Below are 16112 nucleotides of genomic sequence, written 5' to 3'. Positions count from 1 at the left end.
AGCCCACCAGCACACGCAGGGAGCCGGGATCCCGTTCGGGTGCATGGCCGAGGACGCACGAGGCGTCGGGATCCTGCGCTGGTGGGTTGAACAGCACGCGTGGGGAGGTCTGCTCGCGACCTTGCGAGCTCGCCAGGGTGCGGCGGGAGGAGGGAGCGGGACCTGGTCGCTCGACGAGGACGCGCGCGGAGGTCGGCGCGCGACCTGGTGACCTTCTCAGCGACCGCTTTCCCGCAGCTCACCGGTCTCGCGGTCGCACTCCCAATACCGGCCCTTGGCCGTCCCATTCTCGTAAAAGATATCGATGTTGCGGGGCGGGCAGCGCACGGCGAATACGTCCGGGTGGACCAGCCGGCGCGGCGTCTCGGGGCTGCCCAGGTGGAGCCGCACCCCTGCCTCCGCGGCCCTCGCCTCGTGGACGAAGAGCAGCAGGTTTTGCTTGTACCACCAATCGACGTCGCTGCGCTCCCACAGGATCGGGCGCAGCACGTCGTAGCAACCGAATCCGTGCTCTGCGAATCGCTCGGCCCAATAGGCGGGCCATTGCTCATTCACGTGCGAGATGCCGCCCTGCCCCGGAATCGCCGCCGAGAACAGGACGACGGGGGCGTGGCGCGCGAGCGAGGCCACGAGCACCGGGGCCGCTTCCGCGGGGAGATGCTCCCCCACCTCGACGGAAATCGCCAAATCGAACGACCGGCCGAGGGAGAGCGGCTTTTCGAGGTCCGCCACCTGGAAGCGGGCGCGGTCGATTCGAAGCAGATCGAGGTTCGTCCAGGGCCCGTCCACGCCGAGCACCTCCGCGCCGAGCGCGTCCCGCGCGGCGGCCAGCCAAGATCCCAGGCCGCAGCCGACATCGAGCACGCTGCGGATCTCCATGCCCTGGCCACGCAAGAGGCCGAAGACCTGCGCCGCGCACGGGCCGCTGCGATCCTCGGCCGCCGCCATGATGTGGTGCAGGCGCTCGTAGCTCGTGCTCCTCGCTCCGTCGGACGTCGGCATCGACGGAGCATGACTGGCAACCCCCGACGGCTCAAGGGCCGTCACGCCCGCCCCGCCTCCCTCGCGCAGCCGCTTGGCGCCCGGGAAAATCAGCTTGACAAATGGGTCATGCGCCCTCGTCGGTGACGCGGGGCGTCGCCGGCTGCAAAGGGCGCAGCATGCGCATCACCAGCACGGTCAGGTCGTCGAGCAAACACGCGCGAGACAGGCCCGCCGGGGGTTCGAGGAGCATCGCGAGGTAGGCGCCGCGGAGCATGTTCGCCATCAGGAAAAAGACCGAAGGGAGCCCGTCGAGCGTGATTTCTTCGCGCCGATGGCTGCCCCCGGCGGCCGCGATGCCGACGAGGCGCGCCGGAAACTCCGTCGCGATCGGCAAGAGGCCCACGAACGGGACGCCCGTCAGGAGCGCGGCCACGAGCGCCCGGCGCGATTCGAGCTCCACGAACATCGCTTCGAGCCAGATCCGCATCGCCGCTTCGAGCGGAAGGCCATGGAGGGAGGCCATGCTCGCCTCCAGCGCCGCGAGCACCCGGCGCGCTTCACGCTCGACGAGGAGCGCGACCAGCGTCTCGCGGTCGGGGAAATACTCGTAGAGCGTCCCGATGCTCGCGCCGGCGCGCTCCGCGACCCCGTTCGTCGTCAGCCCCTCGTAGCCGCGCTCTTCGAGAATCCGAGCCGTCGCATCCAGGATCGCGTCGAAGGTGGCCCGGGACCGCCCCTGCCGGGGCCACTTCCGCGGCTTCGGATCAAAGACTTTTCCGATCATGCGCGTGCACCGCCGAGGCGAGGGGAGGAATCCGAGCTGATCGGCGTTCTTGCTCGGATCATGATCGGGGGCAACCAGGAGACGCAGGAGACCCGCATGGCCGCCCACACAAGCGCCCGCGCCGTTCCGACCCGGTACCAGGACCCTCTCGTGAAGGAGAGCCCGCGCAACGCGCTCTTCCGGAAGGCGTACCGGCTTCCGCCGCCGCGCGAGGAGCACATCACGCGCTTCCGCGACACCCTCTTCGACGGCGATCCGCTCGCGGACGAGGTCGTTCGGAGCTTCGCCGAGCTGCCACGCGGCGAGGGGTATCGGCTCCTCGGGCGCGCCGTCGATGAGGGCATCCACAGCCTTGCGGAGGCGCCCGCGGCGCTCGTCGCGCTCTTCGCCGAGCTCGACGCCCGGCCGGCGTGGGTCGACGACGAGAAGCTCGAGCTCGCGGCGCGGACGGCGGATCGCGTGGGGATGAGCGGCGAGCGGGTCCTGAGCTGCATTTGCCTCACCGGCGGCTACCGCTCGTCGGCCGCGAACAAGCCGATCGCGTTCACGGGCGCCCTCGAATCGATGGCGTATCGGCGGCTCGCGGAGACGTCGAAGTTCGTCTTCGATCTGTACGCGTCGCGAACGGTGGCGCGCGACTCGGCCGGGTTTCGCGGCGCCGTGATGGTCCGGCTCATGCACGCCATGGTGCGCGTCCGGCTCGCGGACGATCCGCGATGGCAAAACGAGGCGTGGGGCCTGCCGGTGAACCAGGCCGACCTGCTCGCGACGAACCTCCTCTTTTCGGCGGTGTTCGTGATCGGCCTCCGCACCCTCGGCCATATCATCACGCGACGCGAGGCGGACGCGCTCGTGCATTTCTGGCGGTACGTCGGGTATCTCATGGGCGTCCGCCTCGACCAGCTCCCGCGCGATTTCGAGGAGGCGTGCGCGCTCGTCTATCTTTCTGCCGCCACGCAGCCCGGAGGCGACGAGGACAGCCGCAAGCTCGCCGCCGCGCTGCTCGCCGTGCCGGTGGAGCCGGATCGCCCACGGCCGCTCGTCTACGTCGACGCGCAGTGGCGCGCGGGCTTCTCGCGGCTCGTGCTGGGCGACGAAGCGGGCGACGAGCTCGGTTTGCCGAACAACGCGTGGAAATGGCTGGTCCTCGGCAGCGCGGCGTGGAACTTCGCGACCGAAATCGTACGGCTCGTGATCCCGGGCGGCGACGCGCTCCTCACGCGCATCCGCCGGGACCGGGTCCGGCGCAACGTCGAGCGCGCGCTCGACGGCAAGCCCCCCGCGTACCGACCGTACCCGCCGCGAAGCGAGAGCCGCTAGAATCACGAGGTACCCCTCTCCGGGGCAAAATCGCCCATCGTCAAGCATTTGTTTGGCAGGACGCACGCGGACGCGATTGCGAGCTCGCTGCGATCCGTCGTTTTGCAGCCCACCGCTCCATGCTCGCGATCGGTCGGCTGGTAAGAAGAGGGGGCACTCCGCGAAGGCACCGCATCAACCCGAAATTGCGTGGAGACTGCACGCAAGTCGCAACCGTCAATCGGCTGTCGCATCACCTTCCTTACACCGCCCACACAAGACGAAGGATCCTGCCTCGTGCCGCACGGATTCCCTTCCTCGCGGGTGTTGCTCGCGGATACGATACGCGGGTGAATTCCGGCTGTTTGCTGTCCCAACCAATGCGTGCTGGCGGTGCGGCCCTGGAAGGAGGAGAGGCGTGAACGACGAGCCTACCTACGAAGCCTTACGAGCCGATAACGCGGCCCTGCGCGCGCGGGTGGACGAGCTCGAACGCGCGCTCGCCGAGCGCGAGGTGCTGGAGAACACCCTCACGGAGCACGAGCGGCGCGTTCCCTATCGTAAGATTTTCGATGCCATCCCTGTGGGCCTGGGCGTCTACCGGCGGGATGGGCTGTCGGTCGCGATGAACCGCAATTCCCTGGACGTCGTCGGGGGTGTCCGGGAAGACATCATCGGGAAATTCAACATCCTGACCGATCCGGCATCGATATCGATGGGATTCGTCGCCAATTTCGAGCGGTCGGCCGACGAGCATACGAACATCACGATGCCGCCGACCTCGTACGATACCGCGGGGTCCACCCTGGCGACCGTCGACGAACGCGTGGTGTGGACCGAGACCACCTACATCCCCATCCAGGGCGACGACGGCACCGAGTACGTGGTCGAATTCAACATCGACGTCACCTCGCAGCAGCGGGCCCAGCGGGCCATCGAGCAGACGCAGCGCGCCGAGGCCGAAAACGTACGCCTCCAGGAGGAGATCATTCGCATGCAGGCCGAGGCCCTGCGCGCCCTGTCGACGCCGCTCATCCCCATCGCCAAGGGCGTGGTGGTCATGCCGCTCATCGGCGTCGTGAATGGCGCGCGCGCGCAGCAGGTCATCGAGACGCTGCTCGAAGGGGTGATGGCGCATCGGGCGGCGGTCGCCATCCTCGACGTGACCGGCGTCCCGGTGGTGGACGCGGATGTCGCCAATGGGCTGATCCAGGCCGCGCAGGCCGTGGCGCTCCTCGGGGCGGAGGTCGTACTCACCGGTATCCGGGCGGAGACCGCGCGCACGCTCGTCGAGCTCGGGACCGATTTGCGCGGGCTCGTCACCCGTAGCACATTGCAGAGTGGCGTCGAGCACGCTCTCCGGCGTAACGCCGGAATCCGCCCCGCGACGCTGGCAAGGAACAGGTGATGACCCGATCTGGATTGCTGCGCAAAGCCCTCGCGATTGCAGGGCTCGCCGCCCCCCTCACCGCCCCCACCCTCACCGCCCCCACCCTCGCACACGCGGCCTCGTCGTACACACTCTTCGAAAGTGGTCAAGTGCGCCCCCTCGCACTGTCGACCGATGGCAAACATCTCTTCGCCGTCAATACCCCGGATGGTCGGCTGGAGATCTTCCGCGTCAAAAAGAACGGCCTGTCACACGTCGGCTCGGTGCCCGTGGGGCTCGAGCCCGTCGCCGTCGCGGCGAGAAACGACGACGAGGTATGGGTCGTCAATCATCTCTCGGACAGCATCAGCGTCGTCAACGTGAGCGACCCGGAGCACGGGCGGGTGGTGCGCACGTTGCTCGTGGGGGACGAACCTCGTGATATCGTTTTTGGTGGGCCGAACCGCCGTCGCGCATTCGTCACGACAGCCCACCGCGGCCAGAATCGCCCGAGCGACCCGCAGTTCGCCACGCCCGGCGTCGGCCGCGCCGACGTCTGGGTCTTCGACGCCAATGCGCTGGGCGCGCCCCTCGGTGGGACGCCGCTCACCATCGTGACCCTCTTCAGCGACACGCCGCGCGCGCTCGCCGTCTCCCCCGACGGCTCCAAGGTGTATGCGGCCGCCTTCCATTCCGGCAACCGCACGACGGTCGTCAGCGATCTGCTGGTCCCCGACGGCGGGGAAGCGGCCGGCGGTGTCGCCGCGCCCAACACGAATTTCGAGGGCCTCCCGCAGCCCGAGAGCAGCATCATCGTCAAGCACAACGGCGCCAACTGGGTCGATTCCATCGGCCGTACGTGGGACGACGAGGTGCGCTTCTCGTTGCCCGACGAGGACGTGTTCGTCATCGACGCCACGGCCAATCCCCCGGCCCAGAAGGCAGGCCCGTCAGGGTTTTACACCGGCGTCGGCACGATCCTGTACAACATGATCGTCAACCCGGTGAACGGGAAGGTCTACGTCACCAACACCGACGCACAGAACGACAAGCGGTTCGAGGGCCCGGGGATCTTCGCGGGCGAGACGCTGCGGGGGCACCTGCACGAGAGCCGAATCACGGTGCTGGGCCCGGGCAGCGTGGCCCCGCGGCACATCAACAAGCACATCGATTACGCGAGCTGCTGCGCGCCCTTGCCCAATACGGAGAACGAGCGGAGCCTCGCGCTGCCGCAGGGCATGGCCATCACCAGCAACGGCGCGACGCTCTACGTGGCCGCCCTGGGCTCGAACAAGATCGGCATTTTCAATACGGCAGCCCTGGAGAACGACACGTTCGTGCCCTCGGCGACGAACCATATCCCCGTCTCGGGCGGGGGGCCCACGGGGATCGTGCTCGATCAAGCGCGCGGCCGCCTCTATGCGCTGACGAGCTTCGACAACGCCATTTCCATCATCGATACTGCGACGCGCGTCGAGACGGCCCACGTGCCGATGCACAACCCCGAGCCGCCCAGCATCACGCATGGCCGGAAGTTCCTCTACGACGCGAAATTCTCGTCCAGCCACGGCGACTCGTCCTGCGCGAGTTGCCACGTGTTCGGCGATTTCGACAGCCTGGCCTGGGACCTCGGCAATCCGGACGCGGTCACGATCACCAATCCGGGGCCCTTCCTGGTCGAGGATCCCGGCACCCCCGACTATCGCCCGATGAAGGGCCCCATGACCACCCAGAGCCTGCGCGGCATGGCAAACCATGGTCCGATGCACTGGCGCGGCGACCGCACCGGCGGCAACGACGCGCCGTCCGTCCAGCCGGACAGCGGGATCTTCGACGAGGTCGCGGCTTTCAAGAAATTCAACCCCGCCTTCGTGGAGCTCCTGGGGCGCCACACCGAGCTCTCCGAGCCGGACATGGACGCATTCACCGATTTCGTCCTGCGCATCACCTATCCGCCGAACCCGATCCGCAACCTCGACAACTCGCTCACGCCGGACCAGCAAGCGGGGAAAGCGTTCTTCACCGGCCCCATGTCCGACGTCACGCATAGCTGCGAGGGATGCCATACCCTCGATACCACCGGCAATCCGGAGAGCGAGGCGCCGGGTTTCTTCGGCACGATGGGCCTGAGCACCTTCGAGGGGACGCCGCAAACGATGAAGGTCCCCCATTTCCGCAACCTCTACCAGAAGGTCGGGATGTTCGGCATGGCCGAGGCGCCTGGGATCGAGCCGGGCGACAATGGCTTCATGGGCGATCAGGTGCGCGGCTTCGGCTTTCTGCACGATGGCATGATCGATACGATCTTCCGATTCATGCATTTCGGCTTCGGAGAGAGCGAATTCAACCCCGAGGGATTCCCGGTCGGCCCGAGCGGCCAGCTTTTGCGTCGGCAGGTCGAGTCGTTCCTCCTCGCGTTCGACTCCAACATGGCGCCGATCGTCGGGCAGCAGGCGACCTTGACCCAAACGAGCAACGCGGCCGTCCACGCCCGCCTCAATCTGCTGCGCAGCCGCGCCGAGGCCGGGGAATGTGATCTCGTCGTGAAGGGGCACCTGCTCGGCAGCGAGCTCGGCTATCTCTACGCGGGCGGCGGCCTGTTCACGAGCAATCGCGCGGGCTCTCCCCCGATCGCGGACGCCACGCTCCGCCTCGTGTCCCTCCTGCTCAACTTGCCGCTGACCTATACCTGCACGCCGCCCGGCTCGGGCGAGCGCCTGGGCCTCGACCGCGACGAGGACGGGTTCCGCGACGGCGACGAGCACGACGCCGGGAGTGATCCGGCGGATCCCAACAGCACGCCGTAAATCGCTTGACAAGCGCCGAGCGATCGCACGCATCGCTCGGCGCCTGCGTCGTACGCGACCGGCACGCGTCCGCTAGAACGACCCGCCCGCCACGATCCCGCCGCCGCCCGGCAAGAACCACGGCACGACGGCGGTCTTCGTCTCCTCCGCGCCCTTCTTCCCGCCGCTCTGCGTCACCACGAGCACGACGCCCACCGCCGCGGCCACGCCGCCGCCAATCAGCATGATGTCGCCCACGGTCGCGAACGTGTTCGACGTCTCGATGTCGTCCTTCGCCGACGACCGGCAGAGCTGCCGTCCATCCGCCGTCGTTCCGCAGACCGACGCCGCATCCGGCCTGCGCGTCGCGGCCAGGATGTCGAGCACGCCGCCGCCGAGCGCCACGGCCCCGCCCGCCGCCGCGAGGATCACGCCGGGCATGAAGAGCTTGCTGCCCTCGCGCTTCGCTCGCTCGTCGGCGTCGCGCTTGTCCTTCGCGTCCTTCTCGGCTTTCTCCTTCGCGGCCTGCTCCGCCTTCTCCTTCGCGATGCGCTCGTCGAGCTTCGCGAGCCGCGCGTCGAGATCCGCGTGCTCCTCCGGCGGCGCCGCTTCCCGCCAGCGACCCAGGTACTCACGCGCCTTCTCGGCCTTGCCGAGCCGCTCGTAGGCGTTCGCGATGCTCTCGAGGATCAGCTCTCGTTGCGAGAGCTCGTAGGACATCTCCCACACCTCGATCGCCTTCTCGTAGTCGCCCTTCGTGTAGAGCTCCTCGCCCTGCTGGAACAGGCGCTTGGCCTCGACGAGCTTCGGATCGTTCTTGTTCGGCGGCTTCTTCTTCGTCGCAGGCGCAGACGTGGACGTGGGCTTCTTCGCCTGGGCCGAGGCCAGGGGGCTCGTGACGAGGAAGGACAAACCGAGGAGCGACGCCGCGACGAGCGGCATGGAGCGACGGATCATTCGAAGGGACTCCGGATCTCCGACCTGCGGCCCGTTTTGCTGGTGGTCGTGGGCGGCGGCGCTGCGGTACGAACGGGCCCCGGCGACGTCCCGCGCGCGGACGTCTGCGTGGCCGCGGGGGTCGCCGTCGGCGTCGACGTCGTCGGCGTTGCGGCCGACGTCGCGGGCGTCGTCGTGGGCTCGGGCGGCGCCGTCGCGGCGAGCGCCTGCGGCGGAGACGTCGGGCTCGCGCTCGCGCTCGGGGTGGGCGCCTCTGCGCTCGATGCGCTCGCGTTCTGCTGCGAGCTTCCGCCTCCGCGCATCACGGCGAACGCGAGCACCGCGCCGATCCCGCCCATCGCGAGCGCCGCGACGCCGAGCGACACGACCACGGCCGCGCTGCGCTTCGGCGGCGCCTTGTGCGCCCCGGTCGCGGACGTGACGAACCCGCGCTGCGTCGCGCCGCTCTCCATCATCGGCGGAGGCGCCTGGCTCGGCGTCGCCGCCGGCATCGGCATCGGCACGCTGCTCGTCGAGATCCGCGCGAAGTTCCCGGTCGCGTACGGCGCCGGTGCGTTGCCTGCGGGGTTCGGCACGGGCCAGCCCTGCCCCGACGACTTCATCGCGAGCGCGCGCAGATCCCGCGACACCTCGGCCATGCTTTGCGGCCGCTCCTCGGGCCGCTTCGCCATGCAGCGCAGGATCACGCCTTCGAGCAGCCCATCCATCGCGCAGAGCCGGCTCGGCGGCTCCGGCGCTTCCATCGCGTGCCGCGTGATCACGCCGATCGTCGACTCCGCGGTGAACGGCAGCCTCCCCGTGAAGGCGCGGTACATCATCACGCCGAGCGAGTACACGTCGGCGCGGTGATCCACGCTCTCGCTGCGCGCCTGCTCCGGCGCCATGTAGTGCGGTGTGCCGAGGATCATCCCCTCCTCGGTCAGCTCCGACGAACCGCTGTGCAGGATCTTCGCGATCCCGAAATCGAGCAGCTTCACGAAGAGCGGATCGCCGTTTTCCTGCACGAGGAACACGTTGTCCGGCTTCAGATCGCGGTGGACGATCCCTTGCGCGTGCACGAGCACGAGCGTGTCGGCGATCTGGATGAACACGTGCAGGAGCTGCGCGGGACCGAGCCTCGACTCGCGCATCGCCCGCGCGAGATCGAAGCCTTCGAGCAGCTCCATCACCACGTAAAACGGGCCGCCTTCGAGCTGGCCGAAGTCCGTCGTCTCGATGATGTGCCGGCTCTTCAGCGCGTTCGCGGTCTGCGCCTCGCGGATGAAGCGCGCGAGCACGCCATCGTTTTGCCCGCTGCGCGGCGGGCGCAGCACCTTCATCGCGAACGCCTTGCCGACGACGACGTGCCGGCAGGCGTAGATCGTGCCCATGCCGCCGTGCCCGAGCACGCGCTCGATCCGGTAGCGCCCGTCGACGAGCTGCCCGACGAGCTGCTCGGCCCGGAGCGCCGCCGTCTTGTCCAGGCTGACGAGCTTGATCCCGTCATCCTGACAATGCGAGCGCGCATCGGGGTACTCGCGCGAGCACGCGGGGCAGATCCTCACGGCGAGGATGATGCCACCGGGGCGGATGGGAGCGGAAGGGGAAAGGGAGGAAGAGCGGGCGGAGGCGGAGAGGACGGCGGACGCGCCGTCGGGACGGAAGCGGCCGCCCGCGGCGCCGAGGGCGGGCAGGGAATCGAAACAACGATGAAATGAAGCGGGCCCGGTGGGCCTCCGAGGAGACCGACCGGGCCCATGGATTCACGTCACAAAGCCGTTCCGCCGATCACCACCAGTAGCGGCGATGATGCCGGTAGTACGGGTAGCCGCCGTAATACGGGTAGCCGCCGTAGTAAGGGTAGTTGTAGTAGGGGTAGCCGCCGTAGTACGGGTAGCCGCCGTAATACGGGTAGCCGTACCCGTACCGACCGTACCCGCCGTAATAACCGCGGCCGTACCCGTAATAACCGCGGCCGTACCAGCCGCGACGCCACGGCTGCGCCGTGAGCGATTCCTGCGATTCACCCGTCGATTCCTCGGCCTGGCCGACTTCTTCTCCGCTCGTGGCCGCCTGGCCCTCGATCTGCCCCTCGTGGCCGGCCACCTGGCCCTCGATCCTCTCCGCGCCCGCGACCTGGCCGCCTTCCCCGGCGAGCTGACCGCTCTCCCCAGCGAGCTGACCGCTCTCCCCGGCGAGCTGGCCACTTTCCTCTTGCTGGCCGAGCGCCGGCTGCTCTCCAGCCCTCTCCTCTGCCGCGATCGGTGCGCTCTTGCTGAGATGGTGCTTGCCGAGCCCCTGCACGAAGCCCTTGCCGAGCCCCTTCTCCGTGCCCTTGCCGAGGCCCTTTTCCATGATGGCCTTGCCGAGCCCCTGCTCGAATCCCTTCCCCTTCTCCATGCCCTTGCCGAGGCCCTTGCCGAGCATGCCGCCCGCGATCTCCCCCGCGACCTGGCCGCCCAGGGACACGTTCTCGCGCTGGCCGTCCTGGCTCCCCGAGGCATCCGTCGAGGCGCCAATGCGCCCCTTGGTGAAGCCGGCACTCTTGTGCACGTTATCGAGAGCGCTCTCCGTCTCCTCGTCGATATCCCCGACCTCCGCAGCGCAACCCGCGAGCCAAATGCCCGCGGACGCGGAAAGGATCAATGCCACGATTTTCGACGTGTTCTTCATACCAACCTCCCCCTGTTCCCACTTCGCTGCGGCCATTCCCTGCGTGAGGGGCGCGAGCGGTTCGCTCTCCTCGGAGGGTCCGGCCACAAGCGAATTCATTTGGCCGGGACAGCCCGACGTCGAGGGTAGGCGCGGGTGAAACGCCCGCGGGGACGATCGGCACGCGGGTCCAAAGGAGCTCATGTCCAGCGCAGGATGGCTCGATCGGAAGTCGTGGAGCGTGGAAATGGAAACAGACCCGAACGACCTCCTCCACGGAGGCCGCTCAGGCCCGTAAGTTCAATTCACGCGTTCCTTCCGGCGACGTCTGGAGCGATCACCAGAAGGCGCCGGCCAAACCGCAGCCGGCGTAGCCGCCCCAGATCCCGTAGCCGCCGCAGGGGCGATAGCAGCCGCCGCCGCCGAAGCCGGGATAGTATCCTCGCCAGCCGACCCCGAACCCGGCGAATCCAATGCCAGCCCCGCACCAGCTCGAGAGCGCTTCCTGCGACTCCGACGTATCACCCTCCTCGACCTGGCCGGCGACATCCTGACCCGCCGACTCCTCGTGCACGAGCGCCGTCTCCGAGAGCTGCCCCTCGATACCGGCGCGCTGCCCCTCTTCGACCCTCTCCTCGCGCGCAGCCTGGCCGCCTTCCAGGCTTCCGCCGAACGCCGGCTGCTCGATTTGCGTCCCGCCTGCCACGACCCGCGCGGCCTTGCCGAGCATCCTGCCCTCGAATTGGCTGTCCTGCCCGACCATGCCCTTCCCCTTCGAGATCGCCGGGAACTCCGCCTGACCACCGAGATGTCCCTTCGAGATCCCCTGGAACTCCGCCTGACCGCCGAGATGCCCCTTGGTGATCGCGCCCTTCTCCAGGTTGGCCGCCGCGTCGTCCGTATCCTCGCTGAGATCCCCGTACTCGGCCGCGCAGCCCGTCATCCACACACAGGCCGACGCGGACAGGATCAACGCAACGAGCTTCGACGTGTTCTTCATACGAATCTCCCCCCTGTTTCCATTCGACGAGGTCTTTCCTCCGTGGGCTGAAAAGCAGTGATGTGCTCGCTTGCCGCGAAGGTCCGACCACGAGCCATTTCATTCGGCCCGGTCGTCAGAACGTCGAGCGGTCCGGCGATGGAACACGCCCCGAGCATGCGGCGACTTGCAGGAGAAATCCTAGGGGCGAACCCCCTACGGGCCCAGCCGAGGCCCCTACGCGCCACGCGGGTCCCGTTTTCAGGGCCCCGCAGCGCAACGCGGAGAGAAGCTCAGAATACCTGGTTCGAGAAGCGGAAGAGCAGCATCTTCGGCGCAGCGCCCTCGGGATCGAGCACGATGACCCCATCCTGGGCCGCGCTGTTCCGGTGCACCTTGTGCGCGCTCGCCCCGCCCGAGCTGTGGGCATAGACGCTGATCTTCTCGCCGAGCGGGATCACGTCGGCGATCATGTCCGATAACGTGGGCAGGTCGTACGGCGTGAATGCCTCCGCCTGCACCCCGAGGTCGTTCACGTAATCGAGGGAGAGCCCGGGATGCCAGCCTTCCTCCCACACCGGTCCGGGCAACACGTGCGACGTCTCGAGGTACCGCACGTTGGGATCCCCGAAGCTCGATTCCACGTTCACCACCATCCGATAGGCCTTGCCGTTCATGACCACCTGCACGACCACGTGATCGTCGTTCGGCATCGCGCATTGCGTATCGGTCGGCTTCACGATGGCGAGCACCGTTCCATCGGCGCGCCCGAACGCGCTCGTGAGCGCGTCGCCGAACGTGTCGGCGCAATCTTTCGCCTTGTCCACGGTCCCGCCGCCGGAACCCCCGGCGCCGCCCATCCCGCCGCCGCCGTCGCCCCCACTGCCGCCGGCGCCGCCCGTGCCCGTGCTCGTGCTCGACGCGCTCGCCCCGGCCGTGCCGCCCGTCCCGCCGCCTTCTCCACACCCGCCGAGCGCGACGCCGAGAAGCGCCACGCTCACCCCATACCGCATCGTCCGCGATCCCATGTCCTGTCCTTTTTTAAATTGACAGGGCCGCGGCTTTATGCGGTGCGCTCTTGCTAGAGCGCCATCACCTTGCTGTAGTGCTCGGCGATCGCCGTGGCCCCGAGCCGTGAGAAGAAGGACGAGTAACACATCCAGATCGCGAGCCCGTTCATGTCGTCGAAGAGCGGCGGCAGGTACGGCGGAGGCTTCACGATCCCGTCGGTGACGTGCGCGTAGAGCACCGGCACGTCCTCGTGCGCCACTTTCCCCACGAACAAGAACGGGATCAGCGCGGCCTTGTCCTGCTGGATCGCGGCCCGCATGAACGCGTAGTTGAGGACGATCCCCTTGCAGTAACAGGCGTCCTTCGTGAAGGGCCCGCCGCCTTCGAGCAGCCCGCCGCGGAAGACCCGGCGCGCGTTCTGGAAGCACTCGTCTTCCTCGTAGCCCTCGGTCCGGTACCACTCGAACACGTCGAGGAAGCTCGCGCCGTCCTCGGCCTTGTCCACCGCGAGGATCCGATCGTTCAGCTTCTTCGCGCGCCGCGGCGACGACCGGAACGTGAAGATCTCGACGAGCGCCGCGAGCCCCTCCTGCACCGCCGTCGTGCGCGGCGGACCCTTGCCGAGCCAGCGCGCCACGGGCTGCGCCTGCCCGTTCAGGTTCGTCGCCACGTGCACCCAGCCCTCGTGCGCCTCGAGGATGTCGATGTCCCGCGTCGAGAACGTCGCCCCGCTCCGGATCTTCACGTAGTCGCTGCCCGCCGCCGCGTCCGCGAGGATCGAGTCGTCCACCTGCACGCGGATCGCGGCGCTCCCGAAGAACCGATCGAAGCGCGCGTTCAGCTCCATCGCCGCCATCTCGGCCGTGATCTCGCGCCGCTCCGGCGGGCCGAGCTTCTCGCCGCCGATCGCCGTGAGCACGTCGTAGAGCACGATCCCCATGTCGCGCACGCTCGTCTGACCGTCGGGCAGCTTGTCCTTCGGTGATCCGTAGAGCACCCGCGACAGCTTGTAAAAATCCCGCTTCCCGCGCGCCTTGAGCATCCGCACGACGTCGCGGTACTCCGCCGCCGTGTGCCGCAGGATATTTCCGAGCCGATCGTTCTTCCCGAGCTCACGCTCCGCGTCGCGCAGGATCTCCTCGAGCTCGGCGATCTTCACGTCCGCGTCGAAGCCCAGGTCCGTCGCGTACGTCACCTTCGGCAGATCCCGCTGCTTGCCGCGGAGAAACTGCTCCTCCACCGCCGACTCCCAGCGCAGCGCCTGCAAGATCCGGATCGGCCGCTGCGCCTCCAGCACGCGCTGCGAGAGCTTCGCCAGGATCTCCTTGTACGAGCGCCAGGGCCCTGCCGCGGGCGGCGGCGGCACCGAGGGGATCGGATCGTCGCGCAGGCTCAGCGACTCGAGCGGCGCCGTCGCCGCATGCTCCGCAGCCTGCGCTTTCGCCGCGCCGTTCCCGTTCCCGTTCCGTTTCCCTGGATTCGACGGCCGCTCCGGCGGACGCTCTCGCTCTTTCGAGGGCTCCTCGGCTGCGTCCCGGGCCTCCCGCGCCTCCTCCGCCTCCGCGGGGACGAGGGGCGGCGGCGGCACGGCGAACGCGGCGACCTCCCGCGTGTCTTTTTCGCGAGGCTCCTGCTTCGGGGGCATCGAGGTGATTGTCACACAGTTGGGCCCGGACGGATCATGGGAAGTTCCGGAAGCCTTGCTCGGGCACGACGCCCGCGGTACGAGGCCAGCCCCGCATGTCCACCGATACGACGACCGACACCGGCGAGGCCGAACTCTCCGACGCCGAGCTGCTCGAAAAGACCGAGGCCGCTGCCAAGCGCCTCCGCACCGCCGTGGCCCAGGCCGTCGTCGGCCAGGACGCGGTCGTCGAATCCATGCTCGTCACCCTGGCAGCGCGGGGCCATGCCCTGCTCGTCGGCGTCCCGGGCCTCGCGAAGACCCTGCTCGTGGCCTCCTTGGCCCGCGCCCTCGACCTCTCGTTCGGCCGCGTCCAGTTCACGCCGGACCTCTTGCCGGCCGACATCACCGGCACCGACGTCCTCCACGAGCAACACGGCAGCCGCACGCTGCGCTTCATGCCCGGCCCGATCTTCCACAACCTGATCCTGGCCGACGAAATCAACCGCACGCCCCCGAAGACCCAGGCGGCGCTCCTCGAAGCGATGCAAGAGCGCAAGGTCACGGTCGGCGCCGCGACGCACCCGCTCCCGGATCCCTTCCAGGTGTTCGCGACCCGCAATCCGATCGAGCAGGAGGGCACCTACCCCCTGCCCGAGGCCCAGCTCGACCGCTTCCTCCTGGAAATCCACGTCGATTACCCGAGCGAAGAAGAGGAGCGCGAGGTCGCGCGCCGCACCACGAGCGGCAAGGCTCCGCAGATCGAGCCCGTCCTCCACGCCGCCGACGTGCGCGCGATTGGCAAGCTCGTGCCGCGCATCCCCGTCACGGACGAGGCCGTCTCCCTGGCCGTCTCGCTCTGCCGGGCCACGCGACCCACGGCGGGCAAGGTCGTCCGCGAGGTCAAGGAGTACGTGCGGTACGGCGCCGGCCCGCGCGGCAGCCAGGCCCTCGTCCTCGCCGCGAAGGCCCGCGCTGCCCTCCGCGGCGAGGCCGCCGCCGACGTCGACGACGTGCGCGCCATGCTCGTGCCCGCGCTCCGCCACCGCATCGTCCTCTCCTACCGCGCCGAGGCCGACGGCGTGCGCGACGTCGACGTCCTCGAAGCGGCGGCGAAGAGCGTGCGTTAGGCCGACGCCTGCTGCGGCGGCGCCGCTTCTTCCTGCGAGATCACGTCGAGCGAGCGCACGAGCTCCATCCCCTTCGGCAGGAGCAAAAAGCGGAAGCTCGCCTCCCGCCGCCCCTGCTCCCCCTCGGCGGGCGTCAGACGGATCGCCGCGACCCCGCTCTTCTTGATCCCGGGCCAGGCCACGTCGCCGAGCAGGTTCCGGGCGAGCATCGACAACCCCGGCTCGTGGCCCACGAGCGCGAGCGGCCCGCGCCCGCGATGGGCCTCGATGAGCCGCACGAGGTCCGCGAGATCCCCGCTCGGCGCGAGCTCCGGCCGCACGAGGACTTCCTCTTCCAGCCCGAGCTCGGCCGCGAGGATTTCCGCCGTTTGCACCGAGCGCACCAGGCTCGAGGTCCAGATCGCCGTGGGCCTGCGCGACGACCGTTCGTCGAGCCAGCGCGCGACCTTTCGCGACACCCGACGGCCTTTCGCCGTAAGCCACCTGCCTGCGTCACCGAGCCCGGGAGCGTTCTCCACGGCCTCGCCGTGTCGGAATAGAAGGAGATCCATGGCGCGC

13 protein-coding genes are annotated in these 16112 nt (G+C 68.7%); 4 read left to right on the top strand and 9 right to left on the bottom strand.

Features of this window, described 5'->3' with window-relative positions; all coding sequences use genetic code 11:
* Positions 1-216: 216 nt before the first annotated feature.
* Positions 217-1002: a class I SAM-dependent methyltransferase gene (locus tag QHF89_RS09185; RefSeq protein ID WP_136970969.1), complete on the bottom strand. Its 786-nt coding sequence runs from the start codon at positions 1000-1002 to the stop codon at positions 217-219.
* Positions 1003-1108: 106 nt separating this feature from the next.
* Positions 1109-1768, bottom strand: a complete 660-nt coding sequence (locus tag QHF89_RS09180) for a TetR/AcrR family transcriptional regulator (protein WP_136970968.1) — start codon at positions 1766-1768, stop codon at positions 1109-1111.
* Positions 1769-1864: 96 nt separating this feature from the next.
* Here QHF89_RS09180 and QHF89_RS09175 point away from each other — a divergent pair, with 96 nt between their 5' ends.
* From QHF89_RS09175 to QHF89_RS09165, 3 genes are all read left to right on the top strand, one after another.
* Positions 1865-3088: an oxygenase MpaB family protein gene (locus QHF89_RS09175; RefSeq protein WP_136970967.1), complete on the top strand. Its 1224-nt coding sequence runs from the start codon at positions 1865-1867 to the stop codon at positions 3086-3088.
* A gap of 457 nt (positions 3089-3545) precedes the next feature.
* Complete coding sequence (locus QHF89_RS09170; protein ID WP_284720271.1) at positions 3546-4475, top strand: STAS domain-containing protein; 930 nt, start codon at positions 3546-3548, stop codon at positions 4473-4475.
* Positions 4475-7243 carry a beta-propeller fold lactonase family protein gene (locus tag QHF89_RS09165; protein WP_136970966.1) on the top strand — a complete coding sequence of 923 codons (2769 nt, stop codon included), beginning with the start codon at positions 4475-4477 and terminating at the stop codon, positions 7241-7243. The genes QHF89_RS09170 and QHF89_RS09165 overlap by 1 nt, the downstream gene beginning before the upstream one ends.
* Before the next feature lie 72 nt (positions 7244-7315).
* On the opposite strand, the gene QHF89_RS09160 is transcribed toward QHF89_RS09165, so the two are convergent.
* The 6 genes from QHF89_RS09160 to QHF89_RS09135 all read right to left on the bottom strand — a co-directional run bounded on the left by QHF89_RS09160 (position 7316) and on the right by QHF89_RS09135 (position 14445).
* Entirely contained in the window at positions 7316-8179 is an 864-nt protein-coding gene (locus QHF89_RS09160; protein ID WP_136970965.1) for a tetratricopeptide repeat protein, read from the bottom strand.
* Positions 8176-9723, bottom strand: a complete 1548-nt coding sequence (locus QHF89_RS09155) for a serine/threonine-protein kinase (RefSeq protein ID WP_136970964.1) — start codon at positions 9721-9723, stop codon at positions 8176-8178. The genes QHF89_RS09160 and QHF89_RS09155 overlap by 4 nt, the downstream gene beginning before the upstream one ends.
* A gap of 223 nt (positions 9724-9946) precedes the next feature.
* Positions 9947-10831, bottom strand: a complete 885-nt coding sequence (locus QHF89_RS09150) for a hypothetical protein (RefSeq protein ID WP_284720270.1) — start codon at positions 10829-10831, stop codon at positions 9947-9949.
* A 316-nt stretch (positions 10832-11147) separates the two neighbouring features.
* On the bottom strand, positions 11148-11810 hold the full coding sequence (locus QHF89_RS09145) for a hypothetical protein (RefSeq protein ID WP_136970963.1): 663 nt from the start codon (positions 11808-11810) through the stop codon (positions 11148-11150).
* 272 nt (positions 11811-12082) lie between these two features.
* Positions 12083-12817, bottom strand: coding sequence for a hypothetical protein (locus QHF89_RS09140; RefSeq protein WP_284720269.1), 735 nt, complete (start codon positions 12815-12817; stop codon positions 12083-12085).
* A 53-nt stretch (positions 12818-12870) separates the two neighbouring features.
* The gene (locus QHF89_RS09135) at positions 12871-14445 is read right to left on the bottom strand and encodes a peptidase MATCAP family protein (RefSeq protein ID WP_284720268.1); all 1575 of its coding nucleotides are present in this window, start codon (positions 14443-14445) and stop codon (positions 12871-12873) included.
* 95 nt (positions 14446-14540) lie between these two features.
* Here QHF89_RS09135 and QHF89_RS09130 point away from each other — a divergent pair, with 95 nt between their 5' ends.
* Positions 14541-15554 (top strand): AAA family ATPase, encoded by a 1014-nt coding sequence (locus QHF89_RS09130; RefSeq protein WP_136931973.1) that lies wholly within the window; start codon positions 14541-14543, stop codon positions 15552-15554.
* Here QHF89_RS09130 and QHF89_RS09125 read toward each other — a convergent pair.
* Positions 15551-16105 (bottom strand): SixA phosphatase family protein, encoded by a 555-nt coding sequence (locus tag QHF89_RS09125; protein ID WP_136970961.1) that lies wholly within the window; start codon positions 16103-16105, stop codon positions 15551-15553. The two genes, QHF89_RS09130 and QHF89_RS09125, sit on opposite strands and share 4 nt — an antisense overlap.
* Between the last annotated feature and the right edge of the window lie 7 nt (positions 16106-16112).

The sequence above is a fragment of the Polyangium sorediatum genome, from assembly GCF_029946465.1.
Taxonomy (GTDB): domain Bacteria; phylum Myxococcota_A; class Polyangia; order Polyangiales; family Polyangiaceae; genus Polyangium; species Polyangium fumosum.
Note: the sequence above shows the minus strand (reverse complement) of the source record. Positions and strands in the feature narration are given on the sequence as shown.

Coding starts and splice junctions, on each gene's coding strand:
- QHF89_RS09185 (WP_136970969.1), bottom strand. CDS start 1,002: ATGCCGACGTCCGACGGAGCGAGGAGCACGAGCTACGAGCGCCTGCAC.
- QHF89_RS09180 (WP_136970968.1), bottom strand. CDS start 1,768: ATGATCGGAAAAGTCTTTGATCCGAAGCCGCGGAAGTGGCCCCGGCAG.
- QHF89_RS09175 (WP_136970967.1), top strand. CDS start 1,865: ATGGCCGCCCACACAAGCGCCCGCGCCGTTCCGACCCGGTACCAGGAC.
- QHF89_RS09165 (WP_136970966.1), top strand. CDS start 4,475: ATGACCCGATCTGGATTGCTGCGCAAAGCCCTCGCGATTGCAGGGCTC.
- QHF89_RS09160 (WP_136970965.1), bottom strand. CDS start 8,179: ATGATCCGTCGCTCCATGCCGCTCGTCGCGGCGTCGCTCCTCGGTTTG.
- QHF89_RS09150 (WP_284720270.1), bottom strand. CDS start 10,831: ATGAAGAACACGTCGAAAATCGTGGCATTGATCCTTTCCGCGTCCGCG.
- QHF89_RS09145 (WP_136970963.1), bottom strand. CDS start 11,810: ATGAAGAACACGTCGAAGCTCGTTGCGTTGATCCTGTCCGCGTCGGCC.
- QHF89_RS09140 (WP_284720269.1), bottom strand. CDS start 12,817: ATGGGATCGCGGACGATGCGGTATGGGGTGAGCGTGGCGCTTCTCGGC.
- QHF89_RS09135 (WP_284720268.1), bottom strand. CDS start 14,445: ATGCCCCCGAAGCAGGAGCCTCGCGAAAAAGACACGCGGGAGGTCGCC.
- QHF89_RS09130 (WP_136931973.1), top strand. CDS start 14,541: ATGTCCACCGATACGACGACCGACACCGGCGAGGCCGAACTCTCCGAC.
- QHF89_RS09125 (WP_136970961.1), bottom strand. CDS start 16,105: ATGGATCTCCTTCTATTCCGACACGGCGAGGCCGTGGAGAACGCTCCC.